Raw genomic sequence first — 8,430 nt, forward strand, 5'->3', positions numbered from 1 at the left:
TCGAGAAGTACGACGTCAACGTCGTCGGCCTGACGCTGTCGGAGAACCAGGCCGAGCACGTCCAGCAGATGTTCGACGGGCTGGACACGAACCGCTCAGCGCAGGTGCTGCTGGAGGGCTGGGAGAAGTTCGACGAGCCCGTCGACCGCATCGTCTCCATCGGCGCCTTCGAGCACTTCGGCCGCCAACGGTGGGGCCACTTCTTCAAGATGGCCTACCGGGTGCTGCCGGCCGACGGGGTCATGCTGCTGCACACCATCTCGCGTCCGACCTTCAAAGAGGCCAGGGCCCAGGGCACCCCGTTGACCCACGAGGTCGTTCACTTCACCCAGTTCATCCTGGCCGAGATCTTCCCCGGCGGATGGCTGCCGACGATCCCGTCGGTCGAAGAGCACGCCGGCGACGCCGGTTTCAAGGTGACCCGGATCCAGTCACTTCAGCTGCACTACGCCAGGACGCTGGAAATATGGGCCGCGGCGCTCGAGTCCAACAAGGACAAGGCCATCGCGATCCAGTCGGAGAAGGTCTACGACCGGTACATGAAGTACCTCACCGGCTGCGCCAAGTTGTTCCGCCAGGGCTACACGGACGTCAACCAGTTCACGTGTGAGAAGTGACCGGCGGCGCCGGCGCCCGGGACGTTACTTGGCCAGGGTGAACTGGCCGACGTTGCTGATGCCCTTGCGGAAGAAGTCCTCGCACCCCGTCAAATAGTGCATATAGCGCTCGTAGACTTCCTCGGACTGGATGGCGATCGCCTTTTCTTTGTTCGCCGCCAGGTTGGCCGCCCACATATTCAGCGTCCGTTCATAATGCTCGCGCAGCAATTGCACTTTTTCGACACTGAATCCGGCGGCATGCGCCAGCGGGAAAATATCTTCCTGCGCCGGCAACTGCCCGCCCGGGAAGATTTCCGTGTAGATAAATCGCGTGAACCGCACGTCGCTCATCGTCAAAGCGATGCCGCGCTCGTGCATCTGCTTCTGTGAATGCCCCAAAATTGTGTGCAGGAGCATCCTGCCGTCGCCGGGGAGGATGTCATAGGCGCGGTCGAAAAACGCGGGCCAACGCTCGGCCTTGAACGCTTCAAATGCTCCGATGCTGACGATCCGGTCGACCTTGTCGTCGAACTCTTCCCAGCCCTGCAACCGCACTTCGACGTTGCGCTCGGTCGGGACCCCCGCCAGCCTGGTTTTGCTGTATTCGAATTGATTGCGGCTGAGGGTAATTCCGATCACGTTCACGTCGAACTTCTCGACCGCCCGTTGCAGCGCCCCGCCCCAACCGCAGCCGATATCGAGCAGCGTCATCCCCGGCTCGAGCCCGAGCTTCCCCAGCGACAGGTCGATCTTGGCCAGCTGCGCCTCCTCGAGCGTCATGTCGTCGCGCTCGAAGTAGGCGCAGCTGTAGGTCTGGGTGGGGTCCAGGAACAGCCGGAAGAAGTCGTCGGACAGATCGTAGTGCGCCTGCACGTTCCCGAAATGCGGCGTGAGCTGCACGGACATGAGTGGTAGGGCCTTTCTGTATCTCGGGGCTCCGGGCGGCCTGGCGACCGTGCGCCGCGGTTCACCCCCGATGCATCCCCTGCATGCTAGCCGTTAAGGCCGTACAAGTCGCATTCCAAAGTCGGCTTTGCGTCACACGTTCGTCACACAGCCGTGCGCAACACGGCGCCGACGGCCAGCCCCAGGACCAGCAGCGCGCCCGCCTGGCGCACGTGCACCCAGGCCAACGCCGCGTACCACAGCGGCCACACCGGGAAGTTCGGTGGCGGTTCGTCGGGCCTCGGCCGGCGGAAATACGGCCACACCTTCGCCAGCCGCGGCAGCGCCAACACGACGATCAGTGCGGGCCAAGGCATCGCCCCGACGACGACGGCGATGGCCACCAGTGCATAGAAGCCGACCATCATGCCCAGCGTGACGGCCCGGGCGCGCGCCTCGCCGAGCAGCACGGGCAGGGTCCGGATGCCGAGCGGCTCGTCGTAGGGGATCTTGTCGATGTGCTTGCCCATCAGCACCGTCGTGCACAGCAGGCCGTAGGGCAGCGACGCGACGACGACGTCCCACCCGACCGCGCCCACCGCGGAGTAGTAGGTGCCGCACACCATCAGCGGTCCCCACACCACGAAGACGTCCGGCTCGCCGAGGCCGCGCTTCTTCAGCCGCAGCGGTGGCGCCGTGTAGGCGACGCTGAGGGCGAACCCGCCAAGCGCGAACGCCACCACCGGCCACCCCCGCGCCCACGCCAGCGTCACCAGGATCGCCAGATCCGCGACGTTGACCGCCAGGATCGCCAACCCGAGCGTGCGCCGGCTGATCAGCCCCGACAGCACCGGATGCGGGGCGTACAGCGCGCGCGGGTAGGTGGCGCTGTCGGTGCCGACCTGGGTGTCGTAGAGGTCGTTCATCAGGTTGTTGGCGGTGTGCGCAAGCGTGATGCCCAGCACAGCCAGGACCAGCCAGCGCCAGTCCAGCCCGGATTTGCCGACCGCCAGCAGGGCCGCCACCAGCCCGGAGACCAGGGTCATCGGCAGCACCGCCGCCCGGGTGACCACGAGCCAGCGCGTCACGGCGTCGACCGGCCCGTCCGGGGGCGGGTTGGTGGTGCGAAGCGCGTAGGCCCACGACCGGAGGCGCGAGCCGGCGCTCACGTCAGCCATCGGAGCCCGACGTCATGGCGCCCGCGGCGGCACGATCGGCGACGGGTGCGGCTGCTCGCGGAACTTCTCCAGCGACCCGCCCGCCTCGACGATGCCGCAGATCGCGCTCCAGCTCAGCATGGTCAGGTAGTCGATCAGCTCGTCGGCGGTCATCCGCGGGTCGGAGATCCACGAGTGGGTCGCGAGCTGCACGCCACCGACGATCATGTAGGCCCAGGGCTCCACGCCGCCGGTGTCCATCCCGGCCTCCTGCATGCGGCGGCGCAGCATCATTGCCAGCATGCGGGCGATGATCCGCTCGGAGTCGGCGATCACCTTGCTCTTGGTCGGCGAGCTGTTGGCCATCACGAACCGGTACGGCTCCGGTTCGTCGGCAACCGTCTCGACATACACCCGGATGATCTCGCGGGTCAGGTCGAAGCCGTCCAGGTTGGAGGTCAGCGCGCCCGCCATGTTCGGAATCAGCGTCGACTGCGCGAAGCGCATCAGCACCGCGGTGGTCAGGTCGTTCTTGTCGACGAAATAGCGGTACAGCACGGTCTTGGAGACCCCGATCTCCGCCGCGATCTCGTCCATGCTGAGGAAGCGGCCGCGCTGCCGGATCGCCACGATCGTGCCGTCCACCAACTCATTGCGGCGCTCCACCTTGTGTTGGTGCCAGCGCCGCTTGCGACCATCCGTCTTTACGGTCACAGCCCGGATCCGCTCTGCCACTGTCGCCGCTTCTCACTCATCAGACGCCCCCGATACTACGGCTTGCCGGGGGCCTTTTGGCGGATGGGCCGCGCGAGCAGGGGCCGTCCAAGCAGGGCGGTAACACTAACCGGCCACGGCGAGACATGATGGTGTGGTGACACACCGAGCCTCCCCTGGGGGCGGAGCAGCCGGGCCGCCCGCAGCGAGGCCGACGTCCCTGGCGGAATCGTTCGCCGGGGCGGACCCGGAGGCCGACGCCGAGCGGCGGGTGGCGCTGCGCCGGATGAAGCTGGTGGCGCTGAGCTTCCTCGTCGGCGCCACGGGCCTGTTCCTGGCCTGCCGGTGGGCGCAGGCCCATGGCGTCACGGCAACCTGGGTGGGCTACGTCGGTGCGGCCGCGGAGGCCGGGATGGTGGGCGCGCTGGCCGACTGGTTCGCGGTCACCGCGCTGTTCAAGCACCCGCTTGGCATACCGATTCCGCACACCGCGATCATCAAGCGCAAGAAGGACCAGCTCGGCGAGGGCCTGGGGACCTTCGTGCGGGAGAACTTCCTGTCGCCGCCCGTTGTCGAAACCAAGTTGCGCGACGCCCAAGTGCCCAGCCGGCTCGGTAAGTGGCTGTCGGAGACCGCGCACGCCGAGCGGGTGGCCGGCGAGACGGCGACGGTGCTGCGGGTGCTGGTGGAGCTGTTGCGCGACGAGGACGTCCAGCAGGTGATCGACCGGATGATCGTGCGCCGCATCGCCGAACCGCAGTGGGGCCCGCCGGTGGGCCGGGTACTGGCGACCCTGCTGGCCGAGAACCGCCAGGAGGCCCTGATCCAACTGCTGGCCGACCGGGCGTTCCAGTGGTCGCTGAACGCCGGGGAGGTGATCCAGCGCGTCGTCGAGCGTGACTCGCCGAGCTGGTCGCCGCGGTTCATCGACCACCTCGTCGGCGACCGGATCCACCGCGAGTTGATGGACTTCACCGACAAGGTGCGCCGCAACCCCGACCACGAGTTGCGCCGATCGGCGACGCGTTTCCTGTTCGAGTTCGCCGACGACCTGCAGCACGATCCGGAGACCATCGCGCGCGCGGATGCGGTCAAGGAGCAGCTGATGGCGCGCGACGAGATCGCCACCGCGGCCGCGACGGCGTGGAAGACGCTGAAGCGGCTGGTGCTCGAGGGCGTCGACGACCCGTCCAGCACGTTGCGGACCCGCATCGCCGACGCCGTGGTCCGGATCGGGGAGTCGCTGCGCGACGACGCCGACCTGCGCGACAAGGTCGACAGCTGGATCGTGCGGGCCGCCCAGCACCTGGTTTCCGAGTACGGGGTGGAAATCACCGCGATCATCACCGACACGATCGAGCGCTGGGACGCGGAGGAGGCCAGCCGGCGCATCGAACTGCACGTGGGTCGCGACCTGCAATTCATCCGGATCAACGGGACGGTCGTCGGGTCCCTGGCGGGGCTGATCATCTACGCCGTCGCCCAGCTGCTTTTCTAGGGGTGCTAACAAGTGCTTGCAAAAGCAAGCACCGGGTCGTAGTCTGTTGCCGTAAGCCAGGCCACCCGACCCGAGGAGTACTCGATGCCGCAGGAGGAGAAGCTCTCCGCCAAGGTTTCGACGGCGGCCTCCGACATGGCCTCCGACCTCGGCAGCTTCATCCGCGACCTGCGTGAGAACGCCCAGGTCTCGGTGCGGCAGCTCGCCGAGCGGTCCGGCGTCAGCAACCCGTACCTGAGCCAGGTGGAGCGTGGCCTGCGCAAGCCGTCCGCCGACGTCCTGAGCCAGATCGCGAAGGCGCTGCGGATCTCCGCCGAGGTGCTTTATGTGCGGGCCGGGATCCTCGAGCCCAGCGACAAAAACCAGGTGCGCGACGCCATCATCACCGACACGGCGATCACCGAGCGCCAGAAGCAGATCCTGCTCGACATCTACGCGTCATTTGCCGAGCAGAACGAATCCAATTTCGAGGAGAGTCCGAGCGAACCTGACAGCGACGAGTGACGCGTTCGCAGTCGCGCCGATGACACCAATGAGTTGGTGACGCGTAGATGCCAGGGCGCTTGGTTACCCGGAAGGAAGGGGTTTGACGCCAGGCCCATCGAAGTCGCAGTAACCCCGATAAGAAACAAATTATGAAAGGAAACACCATGGCTGAAAACCCCAACGTCGACGACTTGCGGGCTCCGTTGCTGGCGGCGCTCGGCGCGGCCGACCTGGCTCTCGCCACCGTCAACGACCTGATCACCAACCTGCGTGAGCGGGCCGAAGAGACCCGCACCGAAACCCGCAGCCGGGTCGAGAACCGCCGCGCTCGCCTGTCCAAGCTGCAGGAGGACCTGCCCGAGCAGTTCACCGAGCTGCGCGAGCGCTTCACCTCCGAAGAGCTGCGCAAGGCCGCCGAGGGTTACCTGGAGGCCGCGACCAGCCGTTACAACGAGCTGGTCGACCGCGGCGAGGCCGCCCTGGAGCGCCTGCGCAGCCAGCGGCCGTTCGAGGACGCCTCGGCGCGCGCCGAGGGCTACGTCGACCAGGCCGTCGAACTGACCCAGGAGGCGCTCGGCACCGTCGCGTCGCAGACCCGCGCGGTCGGCGAGCGGGCCGCCAAGCTGGTCGGCATCGACCTGCCCAAGAAGGCCGAGTCGGCCAAGAAGGCCACGGCCAAGAAGGCGCCCGCCAAGAAGGCCCCGGCCAAGAAGGCCCCGGCCAAGAAGGCGTCGGCCAAGAAGGTCACCCAGAAGTAACCGGACGAGCGACTCCGAGTTGTCCCTAGGCAACTCGGAGTCGACGTTTTGGACGGTGCCCGCATACCCTTGATGCGTGACCCACGCCGTGAGCATCGTCATGTTCGTCCTGCAGATCGCCGTCGCGCTGACGGCCGTGTACGCGTTCGTGCACGCAGCGCTGCAGCGAACCGACGCGTACACCGCCGCAGACAAGCTGACCAAGCCGGTGTGGTTGGTGATCCTCGGCGTGGCCGTGGCGCTCTCCTCAGTGCTGAGTTTCGTGTTCGGCGTGCTGGGCATGGCGATCGCCGCCTGCGCCGCCGGGGTGTATCTGGTCGACGTGCGGCCGAAACTGCTTGAGATTCAGGGCAAGTCGCGCTAGCCGGATGAAAGCCCTGCTGGCCGCGCCGGCTGTGGTGCTGGTCGTGCTGCTGGGCCCGCAGGCCGCGGCGCCCGTCGCCCGTGCCGACGCCACCCCCGCGCCCCCGTTCGTCGACCACACCCAGTGGTCCCGCTGGCAGGGCCTGCCCAGCCTGCGGGTCTTTCCCACACCGTCCGGGCGGGTGGCCGCCAGGCAGCCGGGCACGGTTTCGCAGGCCGACGAGGCGTGGGCCGAGGTGCTCGCGCTGGCGCCGGACGCCGACACCCCCGGCATGCGCGCGCAGTTCGTCTGCCACTGGCAGCTCGCCGAGTTCGTGCAGCCGGGCAAGACCAGCTGGAACCTGGAGCCGTGGCGCCCAGTGGTCGACGACGCCGAGATGTTCGCCACCGGCTGCAACCCCGGCGGTCCGGAAGAAGGGTTCTAGTTGGCGAGCCAACCCACGCGGGCCCAGCTGGCGGCCCTGATCGACCACACCCTGCTCAAGCCCGAGGCCACCCGCGCCGACGTCGCCGCGCTGGTCGCCGAGGCGGTCGGCCTCGGTGTCTACGCCGTGTGCGTCTCCCCGTCGATGGTCCCGGTCGCGTCGCATGCCGCCGGCTCCGGCGTCCGGGTGGCGGCGGTGGCGGGCTTTCCGTCGGGCAAGCACGTGCCGGAGGTCAAGGCGCGCGAGGCCGCGCTGGCCGTGCAGGACGGCGCCGGCGAGATCGACATGGTCATCGACGTCGGCGCCGCGCTGGACGGCGACGTGGCCGCCGTGCGACGCGACATCGAGGCGGTGCGCACCGCGGTGCCCCGGGCCGTGCTCAAGGTCATCGTGGAATCGGCGGTGCTGCTGGCCCGGGCGGGCGGGGACACGCTGGCGGACGTCTGCCGCGCGGCCGAGGACGCCGGCGCCGACTTCGTCAAGACCTCGACCGGCTTTCACCCGGCGGGCGGGGCGTCCGTGGACGCCGTCGCCCTGATGGCCGAGACGGTCGGCGGGCGGCTGGGCGTCAAGGCCAGCGGCGGCATCCGCACGGCCGCCGACGCGCTAGCGATGCTGGATGCCGGTGCCACCCGGCTGGGCCTGTCTGGCAGCCGGGCGGTGCTCGACGGGCTCGGCGGCGACTCTTAGAGGTTGGCGAAGCAGGGGTCGGTGGTGTTGTCGTTCGGGATGGTGGCGTTCTGCGTCGAAAAGTGGCTTGTCACACCGGTATCGGTGACCTGCACGCTGTCGGCGTGGATGCCCAGCGGGTAGTTCTTGGTGAAGTTGGCAGTGAAATCGTCCAGCGTCGACTGCACCGATTCCTTCGGCATGGTGAAGCCCAGCGCGTTGAAGCTGACGATCTGCAGCTGCAGCCCGGTGCCGGACACCACCGGCTTGGCGGTGATGTTGTCCAACATGCCCTTCAACTCGACGGTGCCGTCGGCCGGGTGAGTCGTCACGCTGTTGGTGACGAACGGACCCAGGACCGGGATCGCGTTCTGCACCGACTGCTTGATCCCGTCACTGGTCCAGGTGATGGTGGCGTCCAGTGAGCCGATGGTGCCTTTCGAGTTGGCGGTCGATTGGAGCCGCACGTCGCGGATGTTGAGGTTGAGCTTCATGCCCTTGGCATCGCGGATGTTGTTGCCGGCCGTCTGCACCGAGATGTTGGTGTAGTGCTTCGTGGCCTGTTGCCACAGCATCAGCGGCGTCACGCCGAACGACGCGGTGGCCTGGTCCTTGACCTCGCACGCCACCGCCTGGGCGACCTTGGAGTTCGCCTCGTGGCGGACGTACAGCTCGCCCCCGATCAGCGCGGCGATCAGGAGCGCGAAAACGATGATCAGGATCAGCGCGATGGACAGCGGGTCGCGAAGGAGGCGTCGTTTCTTCTTCACCGGTGCCGGCTCTTGGTCGGGGGTGGCCAGCGGTGGCCTGGTCCTTGACCTCGCACGCCACCGCCTGGGCGACCTTGGAGTTCGCCTCGTGGCGGACGATCGACGC

General features: G+C 67.8%; 11 protein-coding genes. 7 read left to right on the top strand and 4 right to left on the bottom strand.

The genetic code is table 11. The features are described from left to right. Positions 1 to 617: class I SAM-dependent methyltransferase (locus A5706_RS03280; protein WP_068127030.1), on the top strand; the 617-nt coding region annotated here is incomplete at its 5' end. Positions 618 to 641: 24 nt separating this feature from the next. Here A5706_RS03280 and A5706_RS03285 read toward each other — a convergent pair. The 3 genes from A5706_RS03285 to A5706_RS03295 all read right to left on the bottom strand — a co-directional run bounded on the left by A5706_RS03285 (position 642) and on the right by A5706_RS03295 (position 3,376). After that, on the bottom strand, positions 642 to 1,505 hold the full coding sequence (locus A5706_RS03285; RefSeq protein ID WP_068127031.1) for a cyclopropane mycolic acid synthase family methyltransferase: 864 nt from the start codon (positions 1,503 to 1,505) through the stop codon (positions 642 to 644). A 143-nt stretch (positions 1,506 to 1,648) separates the two neighbouring features. Beyond that, positions 1,649 to 2,662 (bottom strand): prenyltransferase, encoded by a 1,014-nt coding sequence (locus A5706_RS03290; RefSeq protein WP_068127033.1) that lies wholly within the window; start codon positions 2,660 to 2,662, stop codon positions 1,649 to 1,651. Between the two features lie 12 nt (positions 2,663 to 2,674). After that, positions 2,675 to 3,376 (bottom strand): TetR/AcrR family transcriptional regulator, encoded by a 702-nt coding sequence (locus A5706_RS03295; RefSeq protein ID WP_067151728.1) that lies wholly within the window; start codon positions 3,374 to 3,376, stop codon positions 2,675 to 2,677. A 133-nt stretch (positions 3,377 to 3,509) separates the two neighbouring features. Between A5706_RS03295 and A5706_RS03300 the strand changes: the two genes are divergently transcribed. The 6 genes from A5706_RS03300 to deoC all read left to right on the top strand — a co-directional run bounded on the left by A5706_RS03300 (position 3,510) and on the right by deoC (position 7,575). Continuing rightward, on the top strand, positions 3,510 to 4,853 hold the full coding sequence (locus A5706_RS03300) for a DUF445 domain-containing protein (RefSeq protein ID WP_082964171.1): 1,344 nt from the start codon (positions 3,510 to 3,512) through the stop codon (positions 4,851 to 4,853). 84 nt (positions 4,854 to 4,937) lie between these two features. Next, on the top strand, positions 4,938 to 5,357 hold the full coding sequence (locus A5706_RS03305; RefSeq protein ID WP_068127036.1) for a helix-turn-helix domain-containing protein: 420 nt from the start codon (positions 4,938 to 4,940) through the stop codon (positions 5,355 to 5,357). A gap of 146 nt (positions 5,358 to 5,503) precedes the next feature. Then, positions 5,504 to 6,097 (top strand): heparin-binding hemagglutinin HbhA, encoded by a 594-nt coding sequence (gene hbhA, locus A5706_RS03310; RefSeq protein ID WP_068127045.1) that lies wholly within the window; start codon positions 5,504 to 5,506, stop codon positions 6,095 to 6,097. Between the two features lie 100 nt (positions 6,098 to 6,197). Continuing rightward, a complete protein-coding gene (locus A5706_RS03315; protein WP_081665208.1) occupies positions 6,198 to 6,461 on the top strand; it encodes a DUF2516 family protein in 264 nt (87 codons plus the stop codon). Between the two features lie 4 nt (positions 6,462 to 6,465). Further along, positions 6,466 to 6,885, top strand: a complete 420-nt coding sequence (locus A5706_RS03320; RefSeq protein ID WP_068127038.1) for a DUF2599 domain-containing protein — start codon at positions 6,466 to 6,468, stop codon at positions 6,883 to 6,885. Further along, positions 6,886 to 7,575, top strand: coding sequence for a deoxyribose-phosphate aldolase (gene deoC, locus A5706_RS03325; protein ID WP_068127040.1), 690 nt, complete (start codon positions 6,886 to 6,888; stop codon positions 7,573 to 7,575). Here the strand turns inward: deoC and A5706_RS03330 are convergent. After that, the coding region (locus A5706_RS03330; RefSeq protein WP_369831793.1) for a DUF2993 domain-containing protein at positions 7,572 to 8,430 on the bottom strand (859 nt) is incomplete at its 5' end. The genes deoC and A5706_RS03330 overlap by 4 nt on opposite strands.

Origin of the sequence: Mycobacterium sp. E796 (genome assembly GCF_001672815.1) — a bacterium.
Taxonomy (GTDB): domain Bacteria; phylum Actinomycetota; class Actinomycetes; order Mycobacteriales; family Mycobacteriaceae; genus Mycobacterium.